General features: G+C 57.5%; 20 protein-coding genes. 3 read left to right on the forward strand and 17 right to left on the reverse strand.

The features are described from left to right. Positions 1 to 108: 108 nt before the first annotated feature. From AB6T85_RS13280 to AB6T85_RS13290, 3 genes are read right to left on the reverse strand one after another with little or no spacing between them, the layout of a single operon-like run. Positions 109 to 426 (reverse strand): contact-dependent growth inhibition system immunity protein, encoded by a 318-nt coding sequence (locus AB6T85_RS13280; RefSeq protein WP_301252029.1) that lies wholly within the window; start codon positions 424 to 426, stop codon positions 109 to 111. 3 nt (positions 427 to 429) lie between these two features. Then, positions 430 to 546, reverse strand: coding sequence for an RNase A-like domain-containing protein (locus AB6T85_RS13285; protein ID WP_301252031.1), 117 nt, complete (start codon positions 544 to 546; stop codon positions 430 to 432). 22 nt (positions 547 to 568) lie between these two features. Further along, on the reverse strand, positions 569 to 913 hold the full coding sequence (locus tag AB6T85_RS13290) for a hypothetical protein (protein ID WP_301252033.1): 345 nt from the start codon (positions 911 to 913) through the stop codon (positions 569 to 571). Between the two features lie 301 nt (positions 914 to 1214). Here AB6T85_RS13290 and AB6T85_RS13295 point away from each other — a divergent pair, with 301 nt between their 5' ends. Further along, the gene (locus tag AB6T85_RS13295) at positions 1215 to 2228 is read left to right on the forward strand and encodes a M4 family metallopeptidase (protein WP_301730805.1); all 1014 of its coding nucleotides are present in this window, start codon (positions 1215 to 1217) and stop codon (positions 2226 to 2228) included. After that, positions 2225 to 2557, forward strand: coding sequence for a protealysin inhibitor emfourin (locus tag AB6T85_RS13300; RefSeq protein ID WP_369895804.1), 333 nt, complete (start codon positions 2225 to 2227; stop codon positions 2555 to 2557). The genes AB6T85_RS13295 and AB6T85_RS13300 overlap by 4 nt, the downstream gene beginning before the upstream one ends. 47 nt (positions 2558 to 2604) lie before the next feature. On the opposite strand, the gene AB6T85_RS13305 is transcribed toward AB6T85_RS13300, so the two are convergent. The 11 genes from AB6T85_RS13305 to ndk form a co-directional block, all read right to left on the reverse strand. After that, positions 2605 to 5037: a glucose/quinate/shikimate family membrane-bound PQQ-dependent dehydrogenase gene (locus tag AB6T85_RS13305; protein ID WP_369895805.1), complete on the reverse strand. Its 2433-nt coding sequence runs from the start codon at positions 5035 to 5037 to the stop codon at positions 2605 to 2607. A 441-nt stretch (positions 5038 to 5478) separates the two neighbouring features. Beyond that, positions 5479 to 5706: a zinc ribbon domain-containing protein gene (locus tag AB6T85_RS13310; protein ID WP_253459330.1), complete on the reverse strand. Its 228-nt coding sequence runs from the start codon at positions 5704 to 5706 to the stop codon at positions 5479 to 5481. 219 nt (positions 5707 to 5925) lie between these two features. Further along, entirely contained in the window at positions 5926 to 7416 is a 1491-nt protein-coding gene (gene der, locus AB6T85_RS13315) for a ribosome biogenesis GTPase Der (protein WP_301252036.1), read from the reverse strand. Between the two features lie 152 nt (positions 7417 to 7568). After that, positions 7569 to 8750, reverse strand: a complete 1182-nt coding sequence (gene bamB, locus AB6T85_RS13320) for an outer membrane protein assembly factor BamB (RefSeq protein ID WP_253459324.1) — start codon at positions 8748 to 8750, stop codon at positions 7569 to 7571. A gap of 31 nt (positions 8751 to 8781) precedes the next feature. After that, positions 8782 to 9402: a YfgM family protein gene (locus AB6T85_RS13325; protein ID WP_253459321.1), complete on the reverse strand. Its 621-nt coding sequence runs from the start codon at positions 9400 to 9402 to the stop codon at positions 8782 to 8784. An 11-nt stretch (positions 9403 to 9413) separates the two neighbouring features. Continuing rightward, positions 9414 to 10703 (reverse strand): histidine--tRNA ligase, encoded by a 1290-nt coding sequence (gene hisS, locus AB6T85_RS13330; RefSeq protein ID WP_253459318.1) that lies wholly within the window; start codon positions 10701 to 10703, stop codon positions 9414 to 9416. Positions 10704 to 10763: 60 nt separating this feature from the next. Then, on the reverse strand, positions 10764 to 11885 hold the full coding sequence (gene ispG, locus AB6T85_RS13335; protein WP_125289527.1) for a flavodoxin-dependent (E)-4-hydroxy-3-methylbut-2-enyl-diphosphate synthase: 1122 nt from the start codon (positions 11883 to 11885) through the stop codon (positions 10764 to 10766). A 37-nt stretch (positions 11886 to 11922) separates the two neighbouring features. Continuing rightward, the gene (rodZ, locus tag AB6T85_RS13340; RefSeq protein WP_369895807.1) at positions 11923 to 12978 is read right to left on the reverse strand and encodes a cytoskeleton protein RodZ; all 1056 of its coding nucleotides are present in this window, start codon (positions 12976 to 12978) and stop codon (positions 11923 to 11925) included. Then, entirely contained in the window at positions 12968 to 13690 is a 723-nt protein-coding gene (pilW, locus tag AB6T85_RS13345; RefSeq protein ID WP_301252041.1) for a type IV pilus biogenesis/stability protein PilW, read from the reverse strand. The genes rodZ and pilW overlap by 11 nt, the downstream gene beginning before the upstream one ends. A gap of 66 nt (positions 13691 to 13756) precedes the next feature. After that, positions 13757 to 14917, reverse strand: coding sequence for a dual-specificity RNA methyltransferase RlmN (gene rlmN / locus AB6T85_RS13350; protein WP_253459309.1), 1161 nt, complete (start codon positions 14915 to 14917; stop codon positions 13757 to 13759). 180 nt (positions 14918 to 15097) lie between these two features. Beyond that, the gene (ndk, locus tag AB6T85_RS13355) at positions 15098 to 15529 is read right to left on the reverse strand and encodes a nucleoside-diphosphate kinase (RefSeq protein WP_125289523.1); all 432 of its coding nucleotides are present in this window, start codon (positions 15527 to 15529) and stop codon (positions 15098 to 15100) included. A gap of 274 nt (positions 15530 to 15803) precedes the next feature. Here ndk and sseA point away from each other — a divergent pair, with 274 nt between their 5' ends. Continuing rightward, a complete protein-coding gene (gene sseA / locus AB6T85_RS13360; RefSeq protein WP_369895809.1) occupies positions 15804 to 16649 on the forward strand; it encodes a 3-mercaptopyruvate sulfurtransferase in 846 nt (281 codons plus the stop codon). A gap of 127 nt (positions 16650 to 16776) precedes the next feature. Here sseA and sseB read toward each other — a convergent pair whose 3' ends face one another. From sseB to AB6T85_RS13375, 3 genes are all read right to left on the reverse strand, one after another. After that, entirely contained in the window at positions 16777 to 17532 is a 756-nt protein-coding gene (gene sseB / locus AB6T85_RS13365) for an enhanced serine sensitivity protein SseB (protein WP_369895811.1), read from the reverse strand. A 47-nt stretch (positions 17533 to 17579) separates the two neighbouring features. Further along, positions 17580 to 18863 carry an aminopeptidase PepB gene (gene pepB / locus AB6T85_RS13370; protein WP_253459300.1) on the reverse strand — a complete coding sequence of 428 codons (1284 nt, stop codon included), beginning with the start codon at positions 18861 to 18863 and terminating at the stop codon, positions 17580 to 17582. A 130-nt stretch (positions 18864 to 18993) separates the two neighbouring features. After that, complete coding sequence (locus AB6T85_RS13375) at positions 18994 to 20175, reverse strand: IscS subfamily cysteine desulfurase (protein ID WP_253459297.1); 1182 nt, start codon at positions 20173 to 20175, stop codon at positions 18994 to 18996. Positions 20176 to 20282: the final 107 nt, after the last annotated feature.

Below are 20282 nucleotides of genomic sequence, written 5' to 3' on the forward strand. Positions count from 1 at the left end.
AATTCTTCAATCATATCCTGATACTCAAGATACGTATCTACGATTTAAGGGTATATGTCTCCCCAGTCTGGATTAAATAAGATCCAAAAAAATCGGATGTTCAAAAAATCAGATGCCATCCCGCTTTTTTTTGAGGTAGGCTGATAACCAATCAAGAAAACCAATAAGCGTCGGAGTATATTCCCTTGTGTCACCTGCGGAACCTCGCGTTAATTCATTCAGCGCTACTGCGGCCGTTTCATTATCTGGATAAGTACGCCGAAAATCATCGATATTACGAATTAAATTATCAAGATAATGCGGGCCGTCTTCGAGATAAATTTTGAAAGCAGCGTCAACAATCTCTGGATAACTGTCGCCATATTCATCGCTGTCCTGGCCGAAAAAGACGACGAAGAAATTGCTGACAGGGGTGAAGTTTTTCATATTTCAAAGTACCGGATAAGCTGTGGCGATGTAATAAGGCTTGTTGTTATATTGCTTTTTCTTCATAACAACCTCGATCCTGGTCGCACTTGCCGCCTGGGTTGCATCATATTTAACCACAACTCCTATCCTGGATTTAACGTCATAGCTGAAGACAAGATAAGTTTGAAGCGCCGAGCTCTCTGGCAATACCCGCTGTGGCACGAGCGGTCACTGATGCTGTCTTTTTGCCAGTGTATACCTGATAAGCCGATGAACCGATCCCGTCCAGGCTGTGAGCGCCCACAATAATACAACCCGCCTTGGTCAAACCTGTAGGCTCGGGCACCAGACACAGAGCAGTCGCGCTGGCAAGTTCGAGTACGCTCCCCAGAAATCCTACTCCGCCCCATATGCGGTTGCTGATTGCATCCCCTGTAGCGGTTTCATCTGCCATTACAGCCGCAAGCTGTACCGGCGTCATCGCAATAGTTAAACCGTTTTCCATAACATGTCATTGTTCAATAATTATCCGATCCCGATAGTAATGGCCCTGGCCACATCAGGAAAACCAGTTCCGGCACTAACTCTATTTTTTAAGAAAAAAGACTGGTTTTGCATAAAATAGCCTGTCCAAATTGGGATTTCTGGCTGCCTTATCGCTCTGACGTCCTGCATTACTTTGACGAGAACCCAGGCTGTGGCGGCTCCTGCAGACATAGTGCGACTATGCCGCAGGCCCGTTTATGCGCGTACGCAAAGCAGCCACTATACTTTTTGGACATTTACGATGGACCAAGGAGCATGGTATGCATTACGGCGTCATCCCTCCCTATATGCTGAGCAAAATCATTGATAACGGCTCCGGCCTGCAGCAGAGCTGCGCGCGCCAGACTCTGGCGCACGTGCAGACGCTGATGGCGGAAACCTGGGTCAAACCGGACGGGGCAAAAACCGCCACGCCGGGCCAGGTCCAGCGGGAAATCTATGATTCAGAGCAGACCCAAAATCTTCCCGGCACGCTGGTGCGCAGCGAAGGCCAGTCAGGCAATAACGACGTTGCCGCCAATGAGGCTTACGACTATCTTGGCGTCACCTACGACTTTTTCTGGCAGGCCTATAAGCGTAATTCCCTGGATAATCAGGGGCTGACGCTGAAAGGCACCGTGCACTATGGCAAAGACTATCAGAACGCCTTCTGGAACGGTCAGCAAATGGTGTTCGGCGACGGCGACGGCGAAATCTTCAATCGTTTTACCATCGCGCTGGATGTGGTCGGCCACGAGCTGGCGCACGGCGTAACGGAAACCGAAGCCGGCCTGATCTATTTTGAGCAGGCGGGCGCGCTGAATGAATCGCTGTCGGACGTGTTTGGCTCGCTGGTTAAGCAGTTCAGCCGCAAGCAGACGGCCGATCAGGCGGACTGGCTAATCGGCGAAGGGCTGCTGGCCGAAGGCATTAACGGCAAAGGACTACGCTCTATGTCGGCGCCGGGAACGGCCTACGACGATCCGCTGCTGGGCAAAGATCCTCAGCCTGCGGATATGAAAGGCTATATCCAGACGCGCGAAGACAACGGCGGCGTGCATCTGAACTCCGGCATTCCCAATCGCGCTTTCTATCTGGCCGCGAAGACGCTCGGCGGCTACGCCTGGGAGCTGGCCGGCTACGCCTGGTACGATACGGTATGCGATAAAACGCTGCCGCAGAATGCCGACTTTAAAACTTTCGCGCAGTATACTGTTAATCACGGTCAGAAACGTTTTAATAAATCGGTAGGTCAGGCCATTGAAAATGCCTGGAAGGAGGTTGGCGTGTTATGAATTCACTTCCGGAACTGAGCGACGACGCGATCATCGACGTGGCGCGCGAAGGCGGTTTTGCTTTTATCCCTAAACTGTCCAGCCCAAGACGCATCGCGCTGGCCCAACTGGATCCTCCGCAGCGGGAGCATGTGTGCAGCGTATTGCGCCACGCGCTGCGGCTGGGAGAACCGCCGGGAGAGCAAAGCCGCGCCGGAAGAGGCGATCAGCGCTATTACCGTATCGAAATCAGCTATGCCACGCAGCAGCAGGTCGGCAATCTGGTGATCCTAATCCCTGAGGATCTGGCGCCGCCCGAGCTGGTGCAGCTCTGGCACGATGGCCAGTAGCCAGAAAAAAGCCCCGCCGTTGCTGGCGGGGCTTTTTATTATCGCGCTTATTTATCCAGCGCGTAAGCAATTACGTAGTCGCCGCGATCCGGAGACTGACGCGCGCCGCCGGCTGAAATCAGGATGTACTGCTTGCCTGTTTTCGGCGACTTGTAGCTAATGGGGCCGCCCTGACTGCCAACCGGCAGACGTGCTTTCCACACCTCTTTACCGGTAGCCGTGTCAAACGCGCGCAGATAGTAATCCTGCGTGCCCGCGATAAACACCAGGCCGCCCTGCGTAGCCAGCGTGCCGCCCAGCGTCGGCATCCCTACCGGCATCTGCGCGTGCATTTTGATGCCGAACGGGCCGGTATCCTGCACCGTACCAACCGGAACCTGCCACACCAGCTTCTGCGTTTTCAGATCGATAGCAGAGAGCGTACCGAACGGCGGTTTCTGGCAAGGAATGCCCAGCGGCGACATAAAGCGGTTTTTGTTTACCGCATAAGGCGTGCCTTTCAGCGGCACCGCACCCATGCCGGTGTTGATCGCTTCCCCGCCGTTGCTGCCGCGAGCGGTAGCGCCGGTATTGGCCGGGATCATCTGCACCCACAGGCCAAGACGCATGTCGTTGACGAAGATGTAGTGATTGTTCGGATCGGTAGACAGGCTGCCCCAGTTCATGCCGCCCAGCGAGCCAGGGAAGCTCAGGGCTTTGTCGGTGCCCGGCACGGTGTACAGGCCATCGTAGCGCATGGATTTAAAGGCCACGCGGCAGGCAAGCTGATCGAACGGCGTAGCGCCCCACATATCAGACTCTTTCAGCGTTTCCGCGCCAATCTGCGGCATGCCGACAGACTTAGGCTGAGTTGGCGTATACTGCTCGTTCGGGATATTGCCTTTTTTAACCGGTACTTCTTTCACTTCGGTCAGCGGCTTGCCGGTCAGACGATCCAGCACGTAGATCTGGCCCGCTTTGGTGCCAATCACTACGGCCGGTTTGCTGGTGCCATCCTTCATCGGGAAGTCGATCAGGCTTGGCTGCATCGGCAGGTCAAAGTCCCACAGATCGTTGTGCACGGTCTGGTAAACCCACTTCTCTTTGCCGGTAGTCGCATCGACCGCCAGAATGGAAGCGCCATATTTATGGTTCAGCGCGGTACGCGTTGCGCCATACAGATCGACCGACGAACTGCCCATTGGCATAAACACGGTATTCATCGCGGGATCGTAGGACATCGGCGCCCAGGAATTAGGCGTGCTGCGGGCATAGCTCTGGCCCGGCTGCAATTTTGCATTCGGATCGTCATTGCCCGTATCAAAGGCCCAGCGCATCTGGCCGGTAATCACGTCAAAGCCACGGATCACGCCGCCAGGCATATCGGTCTGGACGTTATCCGCAACGCGGCCGCCGACCACAACGGTGGTGCCCGCAAGCGTTGGCGCAGAGGTCAGCTGATATTTTGGATCCTGCGCTTCGCCCAGGCCCGCTTTCAGGTCAACCACACCGTGGTCGCCAAAGTTCTGGCACAGTTCGCCATTGTCGGCGTTGATAGCCATCAGGCGCGCATCGATGGTATTCATCAGCAGACGACGCTGGCAGCTGTCGCCCGCAGGCAGCACGGCCTGCGGCACCGGCGTAGAGCCAGGCACTGAAGGCTGTTTCAGTGGCTGAGTGGCGTCAAAGTAAGCCAGGCCGCGACAGCGGTTCCAGACCTCTGCCTGCGCATTCACCACGTGTTCCCACATCTTTTTCCCCGTGTCGGCGTTGACCGCGATCACGTTGTTGTGCGGCGTGCAAAGGTAGAGCACATCGCCAATCTGCAAAGGCGTTTGCTGATCTTCCGCGCCGTTGCCGGTTGGGCTGTCAGGAATATCGCCGGTGCGGAAAGTCCAGGCTACCTTCAGGTCTTTCACGTTGTCGCGCGTGATCTGGTCCAGCGCCACAAAGCGGCTGCCGCCCGGCGTATTGCCGTAGTTGTCCCAGTTTTTCTGTTCGGTCGCTTTATTTACCGGCACCAGCGGCAGTTCGCTGCCGTCGGCAACCGGCGCGTGTGGCTGGAACATCTGTACAAAGGTCGCCACCAGGCCTACAACCAGCACGGCAGCAGAAATATAAGCAGGCTTAGCCGCAGCAGATTTCCCTTCGTGCCTGCGCAGCGCGGGCAGCGTAATCACGGCCAGCAGCATCAGCCCGGCGATGGTCATCAGGCGCGAAACCAGCGGCCAGAAATCCAGACCGACCTCCAGCAGCGCCCAGATTACCGTGCCGATAAAGACCAGCGCGTAAACCGCAACGGCGGAAGATTTGCGGCGGAAAAACTGGATAGCGGCAATCACGGTCAAAATACCGGCGATCATGAAATACCAGCTGCCGCCCAGCGACAGCAGTTTTCCGCCACCAACCACGAAGAACAGGCCGGTTGCCAGCAAGATCAGGCCCAGCAGAACGCACCACAGGCCCAGCCATTTCGACGACCGGGCATTTGTTTGAGACATGGAAAAACACTCCTGGAAAACAGCGTTTAGCGTAATCTCAGGCTGCTTCTGCACCCATTTTAAACGGGCGCGGCGTAAAGCAACTCAACATTATGCTATAGACGCTTAACAAGGCGATACGGGTTGACCCCGTCCTGCGTTGGCGGCCTGCCGACCGCTAACGGCAAAATTGTACCACGCGGTTCATAAATAACTACACACAAAATTAACAAACTTCACACTCGTGCGTATTAAGCACATTTATTGGTACGTTATTTTAACTTTTACTAAACAATTTCGCGGGATAATAGTTCACGCCAGCTTAATAAGCAGCACGCGGCGGTACGAAAAAAGAAAGGGTTAAAGCGGATTCAGGGCGGGGAAATAAAAGCAGAGTTGATGAAAATGGCTTCGCCACTTAGCAGCAACCTGCATTCAGAGCGAAGCATTATTTTAATACGCTTACAGCGATTCAATCAGCGGCCTGAAGACAACCCGCTTTCTGGATATTAAGCCGTCGCCGTTAGGGCAAAAATAGTCGGTAGCGCCACAGGCCTTGAGGAGCTGTAGCGGCCGATCGCAATCAGGGCAGATAGCTTTGGCGGCAAAATCACGCTGGCAGCTGGCGCAGTACAGCCGTTCATCCTGGATGACAAGGGGATGCTGGCAAATCGGGCAATGTTCACTCATCGTTTTCTCCTGTTTTATTTGATAAGTATAAAACAAAGTTGCACCGCCGCATTTAAGAAGCAGCCTTTGTCGGGCAATAAGAAAAGAGGTAACCGGCTGGCGGCCCGCAAAGAGAAAAGCCGCTCGCCGACATCAATTCCGACCCCAAAAAAGCGAGCCCGACAGAATGCCGGGCCCGGAAAACACCGTTGTCAGGGCGATAAGGCATCGCCCCGCAAATCAGCGTTTGTTCTTTTTCAGATGGCTCAGCAGGCGTTTGCGCTTGCGCTGCTGGTTAGGCGTCAGCAGGTTGCGTTTACCGGCAAAAGGGTTATCCCCTTCTTTAAACTGGATGCGAATAGGCGTACCCATCACTTCCAGCGAGCGGCGGAAGTAGTTCATCAGATAGCGCTTGTAGGAATCCGGCAGATCTTTCACCTGGTTGCCGTGGATCACCACAATCGGCGGGTTGTAGCCGCCGGCATGCGCATACTTCAGCTTCACGCGGCGACCGCGCACCAGCGGCGGCTGATGATCGTCGGCTGCCATATTCATGATACGGGTCAGCATTGAGGTATTCACGCGACGGGTTGAGCAGTCGTAAGCTTCGGTAACCGATTCGAACAGGTTGCCTACGCCGCTGCCGTGCAGCGCGGAGATAAAGTGCACGCGGGCAAAATCGATAAAGCCAAGACGGAAGTCGAGGGTTTCTTTAACTTCTTCGCGCACTTCCTGCGACAGGCCGTCCCATTTGTTCACCACAATCACCAGCGAGCGACCGCTGTTGAGGATAAAGCCGAGCAGTGACAGATCCTGATCGGAAATCCCTTCGTGGGCGTCGATCACCAGCATCACCACGTTAGCGTCTTCGATCGCCTGTAGCGTTTTGATCACCGAGAACTTCTCGACCGTTTCGGTAATTTTGCCGCGCTTGCGCACGCCTGCCGTGTCGATCAGGATATATTCGCGGCCGTCGCGTTCCATAGGGATATAGATGCTGTCGCGCGTGGTGCCCGGCATATCGTAAACCACAACGCGATCCTCACCGAGGATACGGTTAGTCAGCGTGGATTTACCCACGTTAGGCCGACCGACGATAGCCAGCTTGATCGGCAGATCCAGCGGGTTGAAGTCGTCTTCCTCTTCTTCCTGCTCTGCGCCGCTCTCTTTCGCCGCCAGCTCCGCCCAGTAGGCTTCGTTCTCTTCTTCTTCCGTCAGCTCCGCCTGCGGCGCAACCTCATCCATCCACGGCAGCAGCACCATTTCCAGCAGGCCGGTAACGCCACGACCGTGCGAAGCGGCGATAGCATGGATTTCACCCAGCCCCAGCGAATAGAAATCGACCACGGCGGAATCCGGATCCATGCCGTCGGTTTTGTTGGCTACCAGAAAAGTGGGTTTCTGGCGTGAGCGCAAATGTTGGGCAATGGCCTGATCGGCAGGCATCAGGCCCGCACGCGCATCAACCATAAACAGCACCACGTCGGCCTCTTCGATCGCCAGCAGCGACTGTTCGGCCATACGGGTTTCCACGCCCTCTTCATTGCCATCGATACCGCCGGTATCAATGCAGATAAACTCACGCCCTTCGACCTCGGCGCGACCATACTTACGGTCACGGGTTAGCCCAGGAAAATCCGCTACCAGCGCATCTCGCGTGCGCGTAAGACGGTTAAAAAGTGTAGATTTTCCCACATTGGGACGCCCGACCAGCGCGACCACAGGTACCATATTGAAGCCTCATTACTAAAATTAAACGCCTGACCGCTTGCAACTTGATTACTGGCGCACACGCAGGCTGAAGGCGTAGAGGATACCACGCCTGTAAAAAAACGAAACGGCCCCTGAACAATCAGGAGCCGTTTCGACGTGCAGGCAGCGTATTAGCGCGTGAAAGCGTAGACTTCGCCGCCTTTCGCCTGGATCAGCAGCTTGTCGCTGGCGACCACCGGCGAGGTCTGGAAGCCAGAGCCGTCCACTTTCTGCTGCGCAACAAAACGGCCGTCGGTGGTATTCACCCAGTGCAGGTAGCCTTCGCTATCGCCTACGACCAGATAGCCATTATAAAGCACCGGCGCGGTCAGGTTGCGGTGCAGCAGATCGCTCTGACGCCACAGGGTTACGCCGCCATCGGTGCTCAAGGCCACTACGCGATCGTCCTGGTCAACCAGGTAGATGCGTCCCGCGTCCACGATCATATCGTTTACGGAGCCGATTTCGCGTTTCCACATCACCTGTCCTGAGCGCAGATCCAGCGCCGCCAGGCTGCCGTTATAGGCCAGCGCGTAAACCACGCCGTCAACGACGACCGGCGTGGTATCCACATCGGCAAGACGATCGATTTCCGTCGCGCCGCCCGGCTGGGAGATACGCTGCTGCCAGATAATCTGGCCCTGGTTCATCATCACCGCGCTGACGCGACCGTTGTCGCCGCCGACGATAGCCGCACCGAAGGCGGTAGCAGGCGCGGACTCACCGCGCAGCGACAGCGCCGGCACGTCAAGGTTAACCGTCCACTTTACGACGCCGCTGCTCTGATCCAGGCCCTGCAGCATGCCGTTGCTGGTATGCACCAGCACCAGACCGTCGCTGGCAACCGGGCGCGACAGCACTTCGCCAGCCGCTTTGGTCTGCCAGGCGATGGAACCATCGCTGCTGTTCAGCGCATAAACCTGGCCGCGCTCGCTGCCGACATAGACGTGACCGCCGTCGTAAGAGAGGCCGCCGGAAAGCAGCGCGGGCAGGTTCTTAGAGAAGAAGCCCGTTTTGGTCGACAGATCGACCTTCCACTGTTCTTTGCCGTCGCCCGCGTTCAGCGCTTTTACCACGCCGAAACGATCGGCGGCGTAAACGGTGTTCTCAGACCAGGCCGGATGCAGGTTGGAGTAGTAATCGCCCACGCCATCGCCTACCGACGTGCTCCAGACCTCTTCCGGGGTAAACTGATTTTCCACTTTCGGCAGCGGCGACATTTTGACCACGTCTTCTTCACCGCTGAACCATGAACATCCGCTGAGCAGCGTGACTGAAATCAGTGCCGGCAGCAGTATCTTACGCAATTCCATGAAATCCCTCTTAAGCCCGTTGCGGCAATTATTAACCTGGCAAATTATTCATTTTCATCTGCAGCATCTCTTTCAGCGCCGGCGAGGCGTTGGAAGCAATGCCTTTACTCCAGGCTTCGCGAGCGCCCTTGCTGTCGCCCTTGCTGAGCAGCGCTTCGCCGCGTACGTCAGCAATGATAGCCGTCCAGCCGTCGCCCTTGATCGCATCCAGGGTCTTCAGTACCGCATCCGGCTGCTTCTGCTGCAGCTGAATACGCGCCAGGCGCAGGTTCAACACCGCCTGCAGATTGGCGTCTTTGGTCGCCTTCAGGCCGCTTTGCAGCTGCGCGGCGGCTTTATCCAGCTCGTTGTTGTCAACATAGCGTTTTGCCACATCCAGCGAAGCCAGCGCGCCATAGGTGTTGCTGTTGCTGTCGGCGAATTTCGCCGCCGCCGTCAGCGTTTCCGGCTTGCTGGCGTCCAGCGCGCCCGAAACCTGCTGGTAGGTCGCCGAGACTTCGCGGCTGCTGGTGTCCTGATGGCTGCTCCAGTAGCGCCAGCCCGCCAGCGCGCCGATGCCGATAATCACGCCGATAGCCAGCGCCTTGCCGTTCTGCGCGAAAAAGCCTTTTAGCGCGTCGACCTGCTCGTTTTCGTTGCTATACACTTCCACGCAAACTCTCCTTAAATCGCGGCCGTCTGCTTCAGCATTGCTGCCAGCGTCGCTGCCGCCTCATGCTGCTCCAGCTTCTGCTGCTCGCCGTTGCGCAAATCTTTGATGACAACCTGATTGTTGGCCACTTCTTCCTCGCCCAGCACCAGCGCGACGCGTGCGCCCCACTTGTCCGCGCGGGCAAACTGCTTCTTGAAGTTGCCGCCGCCAAAATTGGTCATCAGCTTCAGAGACGGATCCGCATCGCGCAGTTTTTCCGCCAGCTGCATCGCCGCAGACTGTACGCCAGCCCCTGAAGCGATAACATAGACATCGACAATGCGCGTCGGTTCAAATTCCGGATTCACCGCCTGCACCAGCAGCACCAGACGCTCCAGCCCCATCGCAAAACCGACGGCCGGCGTAGCGCGACCGCCCAGCTGTTCGACCAGCCCATCGTAGCGGCCGCCAGCGCACACCGTGCCCTGCGCGCCCAGGCTGCTGGTCACCCATTCAAAGACGGTACGGTTATAGTAGTCCAGGCCGCGCACCAGGCGCTGGTTCACCGTGTAGGCGATACCGGCGGCATCCAGCAGCTGGCAAAGACCGTCAAAGTGTTCGCGGGAGTCAGCGTCCAGATAGTCGCCCAGCACCGGCGCGTCGTTCAGCAGCTGCTGGACGTCCGGGTTTTTGCTGTCCAGCACGCGCAGCGGATTGCTGTACATGCGGCGTTTACAATCCTCGTCCAGCACTTCTTTATGCTGTTCCAGGAAAGCCACCAGCGCATCGCGGTAGCTGGCGCGCGCCTCCAGCGAACCGATAGAGTTCAGCTCCAGACGGACGTGATCGGCAATGCCCAGCGACTTCCACCAGCGCGCGGTCATCATAATCAGCTCGGCGTCGATATCCGGCCCCTGAAGACCAAACACTTCCGCACCGATTTGATGGAACTGACGATAGCGGCCCTTCTGCGGACGCTCGTAGCGGAACATCGGCCCGATATACCACAGGCGCTGTTCCTGATTGTAGAGCAGACCGTGCTCGATGCCGGCGCGCACGCAGCTTGCCGTGCCTTCAGGACGCAGCGTCAGGCTTTCGCCGTTGCGATCGTCGAAGGTGTACATCTCTTTTTCAACCACGTCGGTGACTTCACCGATAGCGCGTTTGAATAACGGGGTCTGCTCTACAATCGGCGTGCGGATTTCGCTGTAGCCATAGCTGGCCAGCACCTGCTTAAGGGTTTGTTCAATACGCTGCCACACCGCGGTATCCACAGGCAGATAGTCGTTCATGCCGCGGATTGCCTGAATATTCTTCGCCACTGTTTTCTCTTCTTTCCTTTCGGGGGCGGACGCGCAAGCTGCGGCCCGCCCCGCCATTATTTATTTTTCAACCTGCTGCACATCGATACGACGGGATTCGTCCATCATCGCGGCTTTGGCACGAATACGCGCTTCCAGCTGGTCAATCATATCGTGGTTATCCAGACGCTCGCGCAGGCGCACGCCGTCCTCGTAAAACCCGCTTTTCTTGTTGCTGCCGGTGACGCCCAGCGTGGAAACCAGCGCCTCGCCCGGCCCGTTGACCACGCAGCCGATAATAGAAACGTCCATGGGCGTAATGATATCTTCCAGCCGCTGCTCCAGTGCGTTAACGGTGCCGATCACATCAAACTCCTGACGGGAGCAGGTTGGACAGGCGATAAAGTTAATGCCTCTGGAGCGAATGCGCAGCGATTTCAGAATATCAAAACCGACCTTCACCTCTTCGATTGGATCGGCCGCCAGCGAAATACGCAGCGTATCGCCAATGCCTTCCGACAGCAGCAGGCCCAGGCCAATCGCGGATTTCACCGCGCCAGCGCGCGCGCCGCCTGCCTCGGTAATGCCCAGGTGCAGCGGCTGCTCGATCTGCTTAGCCAGCAGGCGATACGACTCCACCGCCAGGAACACGTCCGACGCTTTTACGCTGACCTTGAACTGATCGAAGTTAAGACGATCGAGGTGATCGACATGGCGCATAGCGGATTCCAGCAGCGCCTGTGGCGTCGGCTCGCCATACTTTTCCTGCAGATCCTTTTCCAGCGATCCGGCGTTAACGCCGATACGGATTGGGATATTATTGTAACGTGCGCAGTCAACGACCTGCCGAATACGCTCTTCGTTGCCGATATTGCCGGGGTTGATGCGCAGGCAGTCAACGCCGTATTCAGCCACTTTCAGCGCGATACGGTAGTCAAAATGGATATCGGCAACCAGCGGGACGTTAACCTGCTGCTTGATAAGGCGGAACGCTTCGGCGGCATCCATGGTGGGAACAGAGACGCGAACGATATCAACGCCGACGCGCTCAAGCGCTTTGATTTGGTTAACCGTTGCGGCCACATCGGTGGTTCGCGTATTGGTCATGGACTGGACGGCGATAGGCGCGCCGTCGCCCACTGGCACCTGGCCGACGTAAATGCGCTTTGATTTGCGACGGATAATGGGTGCTTCGTTATGCATATTCTTTCTCCGAAATTACTCGCGACCAGAAGATGCGTTATTGCGCACCGACTGTCAGGCGGGCAACCTGGTTGCTACGGATAAAACGACTCAGATCGACCGGCTGGCCCTGATACTGGATCTGAACGGCGCCCGGCGCGCCAATCTTAAGACGATATGGCGCCGTGCCGGAAAGGCTGAGTTTACCACCACTACGCTGGATCCCGCTGAACAGTTTCTTGCCTGTCGCATCGGAAACTTCCAGCCAGCACTCTTTGCTGAAGTTCATAACCAGCGCGTTGGCCTCGGCGGCTGGCGCGCTAACGCCTGCAGAAGCCGTCGGCATCTGGCCGTTGTCGGCCGGCACCTGCGAAGGCGAAACCGCAACCGGCGCGGCTGAGCCAGTAGCAGCGGCTGAAGTATTGGCTGCGGAGGCGGCTGAGCCGGTTGCAGCGGCTGAAGTATTGGCTGCAGAAGCAGCTGAACCGGTCGCGGCAGCTGAAGTATTGGTCGCGGAAGAAGTGGCAGCAGCGTCAGGCGCGGCCGCAGTATCCGCAGGCGCGCTCTGGGCCGGCGCCGTCGGCGCCTCTTCAGCTGGCGACATGCCGTCCGCGCCGCTGTTGTTCAGCGGAATGGACTGGCTGTTATCGCCGCCTGCGCCGACATTCTGATCGGCCATTGAAACCAGATCGTCCTGCGCCGCCTTGTGGTTCTGCCACCACCATGCACCGGTCAGGCCTACCACCACAAACAGCACCAGCCAGGTAAAAATCATCAGCCACCCGTCGCGTTTTTTGCGGCGTTTGCCCAGGGAAAAACTCTGCATCGGCTCGACTTTAGCAGCCCGTACGGGTGCCTGTTTCGCCATCATCGGCAGCAGCTCTTCTTCCGGCACGTGCACCAGCCGGGCGTAAGAACGGATATAGCCACGCAGGAAGGTAGACGCCAGATCCGCAGGCGCCTTGTCCTCTTCAATATCGCGGACGGTGGAAAGTTTCAGGCAAAGGCGCTCCGCAACGTTCTGCTGAGACAGGCCCATTTGCTCACGGGCTACGCGCAGGCGCTCGCCTGTTGAATTTACTGCTGATTTATCTTGAGTGGCTTCAGTATTCATTAGCTAAAAAATGCAGGTACTGTATCGATTGTGGAAAATTTCGCGCCAGCTGTTCCCCGGCAAGCCGGATGCTCTCCGGATGCCCTGCCCGCGCGGCGAAGCGAATCTCTAACCACAAGCTCTGCGCCGAAGCGGCAAAGTTGTGTTGATAAACATCTAACAGGAGCCGCGATGAATCGCGCTCGTTCTTTCCAAATCGCCTTTCGGCTTCCGCCAGCAGCGCAGCGCCCTTTTCCGCATCGTTTTGCGTCGCTTCCAGCAACGCGGCTTTGGCCTTCTGCGCTTCACCCGCGCGCAGATAGCAATAGCCGGCATTCTCCAGGGCGTCGGCGCGACCCGGTATTCGGATCGCCTTACTGAACTGCTGCTGGGCCGCATCATACTGCCCTAAAAGACAGAGAAACGCACCGTAATTATTGATTACGTCACGGTTTTGTCCTGCCAGCGCCACGGCTTTTCGGTAATGCTCCTGCGCCGCGGCGTTGTCGCCCACGCGCTGAAAATAGCGCGCCATGGCAAGCCTGCAGCGATAGTCGTCAGGCGCCAGCTGCAGCGCCTGTCGTAAATTGCGTTCCGCCGGGGCCAGCTGATCCTGCGCCAGCCAGGCCAGGCCTAATTGTAGTCGCGTCCCGGCCAGCTCGCTGCGCGGTGTCGTCAGGCTACAGCCCGCAAGCAGCAGCGCGACCAGCCAAAATGATAATCCCTTATTCATCATCGCCTCCTTAGCGGAAGCGATGTTACGCCCTTTTACTCAGCGGACAAGCCGCGAGCCTGGCTTTCAGAGCGCTTTCACAGAAATCGCTTCGCCGGCCATTTTTTTACGCATCGTGCGGCGCGTGCGGTCGATGACTTCACCAGCAAGCTGGCCGCAGGCGGCATCAATATCATCGCCGCGGGTCTTACGCACAATAGTGGTAAAACCATAATCCATCAACACTTTAGAGAAGCGATCGATGCGACTGTTCGAACTCCGGCCATACGGCGCGCCCGGGAAGGGGTTCCACGGAATAAGGTTAATCTTGCACGGCGTCTCTTTCAGCAGCGCGGCCAGCTCATGCGCGTTATCGGTGCTGTCGTTGACGTGATCCAGCATGACATACTCGATGGTCACGCGGCCCTGATTGGCGTTGGACTTGGAGATGTAGCGCGCGACGGAAGCCAGGAAGGTTTCGATATTATATTTTTTGTTGATCGGCACGATTTCGTCGCGGATAGCGTCGTTTGGCGCATGTAGCGAAATCGCCAGCGCTACGTCGATCATATCGCCCAGCTTGTCCAGCGCGGGAACGACCCCGGAGGTGGACAGCGTCACGCGGCGTTTTGACAGCCCGAAGCCGAAATCGTCCAGCATGATTTCCATCGCCGGGACAACATTATTCAGGTTGAGCAGCGGCTCGCCCATGCCCATCATTACCACGTTGGTGATAGGACGCTGGCCGGTTACTTTCGACGCGCCGATAATTTTAGCCGCGCGCCAGACCTGGCCGATAATTTCGGATACGCGCAGGTTGCGGTTGAAGCCCTGCTGCGCGGTCGAGCAGAATTTACACTCCAGCGCGCAGCCGACCTGCGAGGAGACGCACAGCGTGGCGCGATCTTTCTCCGGAATATAAACGGTTTCCACCTGCTGGCCACCGACCGTGATCGCCCATTTGATGGTGCCGTCCGCCGAGCGCTGCTCTTCCGCCACTTCCGGCGCGCGGATTTCGGCCAGCTCTTTCAGCTTGCCGCGGAAAACCTTGTTGATGTCGGTCATCTCATCGAAATCATCACAGCAGTAGTGATAAATCCACTTCATTACCTGATCGGCACGGAACGGCTTTTCGCCCAGGCCAACAAAAAATTCGCGCATTTGCTGACGGTTCAGATCGAGCAGGTTGATTTTTTCTTTTTTTGGCGTGGTGATAGCAGATGACGGGGTGACAATTTGTTCAGACATAATATTCTCTGGCCTCGTTGTTACACGTTATGGCGCTGGGGAGGTTAATAAGAAGTATAAATGAAACGCCCCCGCTGAGCAGGGGCGCATTATTGTACAGGCAGAGCGTCTGCGGATTAAAGGGCGTTATGAAAATAAATTGTAAACGCGCCGCATTCCCCTGCCATCAATAATCAATAATTAACGAGTGCGTGGGCACACTTCGCCTTCGCCAAAGAAGAAGGCGATTTCGCGAGCGGCAGACTCGGCAGAGTCAGAACCGTGGGTCGCGTTCTCGGTGAAGCTGTCCGCGTAGTCGGCACGCAGCGTACCAGCCAGCGCGTTGTCCGGGTTAGTTGCGCCCATCAGATCGCGGTGACGCTGTACGGCGTTTTCGCCTTCCAGCACGGAAACCACTACCGGGCCAGAGGTCATGAATTCAACCAGGCCGTCGAAGAAAGGACGACCCTGGTGTTCTGCGTAGAAGCCTTCAGCCTGCTCTTTGGTCAGGTGCAGCATTTTGGTGCCAACGATTTTGAAGCCAGCGCTTTCAAAACGGTTAAAAATGGCACCAATTACGTTTTTTGCCACCGCGTTTGGTTTTACGATAGAAAAAGTACGTTCGATAGTCATAGTGACCCCTGTTTGATGTCGAGTTTGGCCGGTGAAAAGGCTCCCCGGCCGGGAAAATGGCGCCGATTATAGGGGGCATAAGCCCGCATTCCTATCGGATATTCAACAAATCGTTAAAAAAGTCGCTTAAGCGCCTACAGACTGGCAACCTTAGTGCGCAATCGCGCAAAAATGCTTCAGCTCGCCGCCCGGCGTGGAGAAAACCCGAGAAGATCTTGAGATGCCCGTCAGGATAACCGACACTCAGGGCAACTATTCCTGTTGCGAGGCCGCTATGACTTGTTCTTTGTTTGTGACCGCCGACTGGCTGGCGGAACACTATGCCGATGATGATATTCAGGTACTGGACGCGCGTATGCTGCCGCCGGGCCAGGAGAAGGTTCGCGATATTCAGGCGGAGTACCGTGCGGGCCATCTCCCGGACGCGCCTTTTTTCAATATCGAAGCGCTTTCCGACCCTGCCAGCCCTTATCCGCATATGCTGCCGCGAGCGGAAGCTTTTGCCGTGGCGATGCGCGAGCTGGGCGTCAGCAGCGAAAAACATTTAGTGGTTTACGATGAGGGTAACCTCTTCTCTGCGCCGCGCGCCTGGTGGATGCTGCGTCAGTTCGGCGTAGCCTCGGTTTCCATTCTGGCCGGCGGACTGAGCGGCTGGCGCGAAGCCGGTTACGAGGTGGCTACCGGCGACGTCGCGCTGCCGGAAGCGGAGTTCGAGGCCAGTTTCGATCCGGCCGTGGTGAAGCGGATCACCGACGTGATGGTCATCAGCCATGAAGGCGGCGCGCAGATTGTCGACGCCAGAGCCGCCAACAGGTTTTACGGTGAAATGGACGAGCCGCGTCCGGGCCTGCATCGCGGTCATATTCCCGGCAGCCTGAACGTGCCGTGGAACGAACTGGTGGAAAACGGTCAGCTGAAGTCGCCGGAGGCGCTGACGGCCATTTTCCAGCGTCAGGGCGTGAAGCTCGACGAGCCGGTGGTGGCCAGCTGCGGCTCCGGCGTGACGGCGGTCGTGCTGATCCTGGCGCTGACGTCGCTGGGCGTGGAAAACGTCACGCTCTATGACGGCTCCTGGGGCGAATGGGGTAGCCGCGACGATTTGCCGATCGCTACCCGATAAACAGCCGCCCCGGCGGCCGGAAGGAAAGCCTTATTAAGACGGGCGATGGCGATCGATATTCAGCGCGGCTATTTACACTGGCCGCGCTGTTTTAGCGCCATCAGCAAAGCAGAAGTCGCCCGGCGCTTTACAGGATCCTGTCCTGCTTAAGCGAGCGCAGGAAGCTGCCCCACCGCCGTTCATAAAAGGGCGTGATATGCGCGGTAAAGAAGTGGCTGATATTGTCATTATCCACTACTTCGCAAATATCTACCGGCTCATCCTCTAACAGCGTATCGGTCGCCACGCTGCCCGCCGCCTGAATGATATTTTCGATATCACCGTCGGCTTCAATGCCAATTAGCAAATTAGGCTTCGCGTCCGCCGCTTCTTTAATATGCGCTACCCATGCGCGCCGCACCTGCTTATGTTTAGCAAACAGCTCCGTCAGCGAGGCGATGATTTGCGCAGGCGGTTCGGCAATTTCCGACAGCAGCAGCGAAGCGCCGCCTTCCAGCACCGTTTGCTGGCTCAGGGCGTTGCCCTCTTTCCCCAACAGGCTGCTGATTTCCCCCGGCGAAAACTCCTTGCCGACGGGCAGGTTGGGATTCAGAAACAGCGTTTCGCCCTGAGTCATGGCAAACAGCGTGCGTACCGGCATCACCAGAAAAGGCTGTTCTTCGGTGACGGCCTGCTGTAGCGCCTGCTCTGAGGTGAAAAAGGGAATAATGCTGGTGCCGTCCTCTTTTTCCCAGTGCTGCAGCTCCGCATCGGCCTGCTCCACGCTTTCGCCAGGCACCCAGACGCTGGCTTCCATCAGTAACGTAAAGAACTCCGGGCGGTGCGCAGGCTCGGTCGCCGCCAGTTTCAACACCTCTTCCAGGCGCTGGTTGATTTCGTTCATTGCTTGCTTCCAGTCAAAGCGCCGGGCGCAGCGCCCGGCTACACGTTCTATTTCAGCAGCAGATTCGCCACGGTACGTACGCCCAGTCCGGTCGCGCCGGCAGACCACTGATCCACCGCGCCTTTACGGTAGGTCGCGGAGCAGTCGATATGCAGCCAGCCTTGCTGATAGTGCTTCACAAAGTGCGACAGAAACGCGGCGGCCGTGCTGGCGCCTGCCGTATGCGAAGGCGCGGCAATATTGTTTAAATCGGCAAAGTTAGAAGGCAGATAGCCGCGATGGAACTCGGCCAGCGGCAGTCGCCAGAAAGGTTCGTTCTCGCTGGCGGCGCTCTCCAGCAGCGACTGCGCCAGCGCGTCATCAAAGCTGAACAACGCGTGATAATCGTTGCCCAGCGCCGTTTTGGCCGCGCCGGTCAGCGTCGCCGCATCGATCATCAGCTGCGGGTTCTGTTCGCTGGCGTCGATCAGGCCGTCCGCCAGCACCAGGCGCCCTTCCGCATCGGTGTTCATCACCTCTACGCTTTTACCGTTGCGGTAACGAATAATATCGCCCAGACGGAAAGCGTTGCCGCTGACCATGTTGTCGGCGCAGCAGAGATACAGCTTCACGCGCTTATCCAGTCCGCGATCGATAGCCAGCGCCAGCGCGCCGGTCAGCGTGGCGGCACCGCCCATATCCGACTTCATTGAATCCATCGAGCCGCTGGGTTTCAGGCTGTAGCCGCCGGTATCAAAGGTGATGCCTTTGCCTACCAGGCAGGCGAAGACCGGCGCTTTCTCATCGCCCGTCGGGTTATAGTCCAGCGCCAGCAGCGCCGGGCTGCGCGTTGAGCCGCGCCCTACCGTATGCAGACCGCTATAGCCCTGAAGACGCAGATCCTCGCCTTTGGTAATGCGGTAGCTGGCCTTTTCGCCCGCCACGCCGCAGAGCAGATCGACCGCGCGCTGCGCCAGCTGTTCCGGGCTAAGTTCTTCCGCCGGAAGGTTGATGGTGTCGCGCACCCAGTCGATGATTTTCAGACGACGATCGAGCTCGGCCCGATCCGCCTCGCTCAGCGCGGCCCATTCAACTTTTCTTTCGCCTTTCGGCCCGCGGTAGCCCTGCCAGAAGGCCCAGCTTTTTTCCAGGTCCCAGTCGCCCTGCAGGCTGACGTGACGAATGCCCTGCCCGTCGATTTTGCGCGCCGCGCGCTGAATGGTGGTCAGCACATCGCCGCCGTTAAGGTGGATGGTCATGCCGCTGTCGTTGCTGGTCAGGGTCGCTTTTTCGCCCCAGCGCGCATCCGCCGCTGTCGTCGACAGCGTAATGATCATTGGCGTGGTTGTCATAACCTGGCTCCTTGTTAAAAATTTGTTATATCGACCTTGCAACGGCCGACGGCAGCGATAACGCTGCCTGTTCGTTTTAAGATTAACAGATTAAGCATAACGGGCTAAACAGCCCGTAGAACGGAAAAGATTAGCGCGAAGACGCCGCTCGCCATTGCGGAGACAAGTCACGCAGGCGGGTAATGGATTTACGCACCAGCTCGATAGCGTATTCGATCTCCTCACCCGTGGTAAAGCGCCCCAGCGAAAAGCGCAGCGAACTGTGCGCCAGCTCTTCGCTCAGGCCCAGCGCGCGCAGGACATAGGAAGGTTCAAGGCTGGCCGAGGTGCAGGCGGAGCCGGAGGAGAGCGCCAGATCTTTCAGCGCCATAATCAGCGATTCGCCGTCCACGTGCGCAAAGCTGACGTTAAGGATATTCGGCGCGCTCTGCTCCAGGCTACCGTTAAGATACACCTCGTCAATTTCGCTCAGGCCCGCCCACAGGGTTCTGCGCAGCAGGTTAAGCCGGGCGCTTTCGCTGCTCATCTCTTCCTTTGCGATACGGTAGGCCTCGCCCATGCCGACGATTTGATGCACGGGCAGCGTGCCGGAACGCATGCCGCGCTCGTGACCACCGCCGTGGATCTGCGCGGCGATACGGATACGGGGCTTTCTGCGCACGTAAAGTCCGCCGATGCCTTTCGGGCCATAGAGCTTATGCGCGGAAAAAGACATCAGGTCGACTTTCAGCTCGCTGAGATCCACCGGCAGCTTGCCGACGCTCTGCGTGGCGTCAACGTGGAAGAGAACGCCGCGCGACTGGCACAGTTCGCCGATAGCTGCAATATCCTGCACCACGCCGGTTTCATTATTGACGTGCATAATGGAAACCAGGATGGTGTCGTCGCGCATCGCGTCCTGCAGCTGTTGCAGCGTGATAATGCCGTCGGCCTGCGGGGCCAGGTAAGTTACCTCGAACCCTTCGCGCTCCAGCTGGATACAGGTATCCAACACGGCTTTGTGCTCGGTCTGGCTGGTGATGATGTGTTTGCCTTTCTCCTGCTGGAGTTCGGCCGCGCCTTTGATGGCCAGATTATCGGATTCGGTGGCGCCAGAGGTGAAAACGATTTCGCGGGGATCGGCACCAATCAGTTCGGCAACCTGGTTGCGGGCGACGTCGACCGCTTCTTCCGCCTGCCAGCCAAAGCGATGGGAGCGGGAAGCCGGATTGCCAAAAGTCCCGTCAAGGGTCAGAAACTGCACCATTTTTTGCGCTACGCGGGGATCGGCGGGCGTGGTGGCGGCGTAATCAAGGTAAATCGGGACTTTCATTGCGTTGAACTCCGTACAGTTAAGTATGTCATTCAATGCGGTCTGCCGCGTCGGTGACCATCGTCCCCGACACAGAGTGGTATGAGGACGACGGCTTTCGCCGCCGC

It is taken from the genome of Erwinia aeris (genome assembly GCF_041224955.1).
Lineage (GTDB): Bacteria > Pseudomonadota > Gammaproteobacteria > Enterobacterales > Enterobacteriaceae > Erwinia > Erwinia aeris.

Bases quoted from the DNA above. Each gene is read 5' to 3' on its own strand.
- AB6T85_RS13280 (WP_301252029.1), bottom strand. From the start codon at position 426: ATGAAAAACTTCACCCCTGTCAGCAATTTCTTCGTCGTCTTTTTCGGC.
- AB6T85_RS13290 (WP_301252033.1), bottom strand. From the start codon at position 913: ATGGAAAACGGTTTAACTATTGCGATGACGCCGGTACAGCTTGCGGCT.
- AB6T85_RS13295 (WP_301730805.1), top strand. From the start codon at position 1,215: ATGCATTACGGCGTCATCCCTCCCTATATGCTGAGCAAAATCATTGAT.
- AB6T85_RS13300 (WP_369895804.1), top strand. From the start codon at position 2,225: ATGAATTCACTTCCGGAACTGAGCGACGACGCGATCATCGACGTGGCG.
- AB6T85_RS13305 (WP_369895805.1), bottom strand. From the start codon at position 5,037: ATGTCTCAAACAAATGCCCGGTCGTCGAAATGGCTGGGCCTGTGGTGC.
- AB6T85_RS13310 (WP_253459330.1), bottom strand. From the start codon at position 5,706: ATGAGTGAACATTGCCCGATTTGCCAGCATCCCCTTGTCATCCAGGAT.
- der (WP_301252036.1), bottom strand. From the start codon at position 7,416: ATGGTACCTGTGGTCGCGCTGGTCGGGCGTCCCAATGTGGGAAAATCT.
- bamB (WP_253459324.1), bottom strand. From the start codon at position 8,750: ATGGAATTGCGTAAGATACTGCTGCCGGCACTGATTTCAGTCACGCTG.
- ispG (WP_125289527.1), bottom strand. From the start codon at position 11,885: ATGCATAACGAAGCACCCATTATCCGTCGCAAATCAAAGCGCATTTAC.
- rodZ (WP_369895807.1), bottom strand. From the start codon at position 12,978: ATGAATACTGAAGCCACTCAAGATAAATCAGCAGTAAATTCAACAGGC.
- pilW (WP_301252041.1), bottom strand. From the start codon at position 13,690: ATGAATAAGGGATTATCATTTTGGCTGGTCGCGCTGCTGCTTGCGGGC.
- rlmN (WP_253459309.1), bottom strand. From the start codon at position 14,917: ATGTCTGAACAAATTGTCACCCCGTCATCTGCTATCACCACGCCAAAA.
- ndk (WP_125289523.1), bottom strand. From the start codon at position 15,529: ATGACTATCGAACGTACTTTTTCTATCGTAAAACCAAACGCGGTGGCA.
- sseA (WP_369895809.1), top strand. From the start codon at position 15,804: ATGACTTGTTCTTTGTTTGTGACCGCCGACTGGCTGGCGGAACACTAT.
- sseB (WP_369895811.1), bottom strand. From the start codon at position 17,532: ATGAACGAAATCAACCAGCGCCTGGAAGAGGTGTTGAAACTGGCGGCG.
- pepB (WP_253459300.1), bottom strand. From the start codon at position 18,863: ATGACAACCACGCCAATGATCATTACGCTGTCGACGACAGCGGCGGAT.
- AB6T85_RS13375 (WP_253459297.1), bottom strand. From the start codon at position 20,175: ATGAAAGTCCCGATTTACCTTGATTACGCCGCCACCACGCCCGCCGAT.